Origin of the sequence: Actinoplanes hulinensis (assembly GCF_019429605.1) — a bacterium.
GTDB lineage: Bacteria > Actinomycetota > Actinomycetes > Mycobacteriales > Micromonosporaceae > Actinoplanes > Actinoplanes campanulatus.
On record NZ_JAHXZI010000057.1, the window covers coordinates 1 to 603 of the forward strand.

1 protein-coding gene is annotated in these 603 nt (G+C 69.2%); it reads left to right on the forward strand.

The genetic code is table 11. The annotated features are described in order from the left end of the window. Positions 1 to 107: 107 nt before the first annotated feature. Positions 108 to 596, forward strand: coding sequence for a CAP domain-containing protein (locus tag KZ829_RS42535; protein ID WP_246637188.1), 489 nt, complete (start codon positions 108 to 110; stop codon positions 594 to 596). Positions 597 to 603 lie beyond the last annotated feature (7 nt).

Genomic DNA, 603 nt, shown 5'->3' on the forward strand with positions numbered 1-603 from the left:
CGGCAACCGGACGGTGACCCACGCGCACCGGCCCGGCAATCACCCCCACCCACCCCAGGCCGAAGTCAACGGTGAGCCCGCAACACACTTCCCCGGAAGGACCGATCTTGCGCCAGCTTCTCCGCCGCATCGCCGTGACCGCCCTCATCGCCCCGGTCGCCGCCGGCACCGTCATGATCGCGTCCCCCGCCGAAGCCGCCCCCACGAAGCCCAGCACGGTCGCCCTGCAGACCGAGGTCAACCGGCTCACCAACATCCAGCGCACCAAACACGGCTGCCCCACCGTCAAGGCCGACGCCAAACTCATCAAAGCCGCCCGCGGCCACAGCACCTGGATGGCCCGCACCGGCAAGTTCTCCCACACCGGCGCCGGCGGCTCCACCTTCATCAAACGCGTCAAAGCCGCCGGCCACACCAAACCCTCCAGCGAGAACATCGCCTGGGGCTACCGCACCGCCGCCACCACCGTCGACGGCTGGATGAACAGCCCCGGCCACCGCGCCAACATCCTCAACTGCAAATCCAAGACCGTCGGCGTCGGCGTCGCCTACGCCGCCAACGGCACCCCCTACTACACCCAGGACTTCGGCTACTGACACCCCC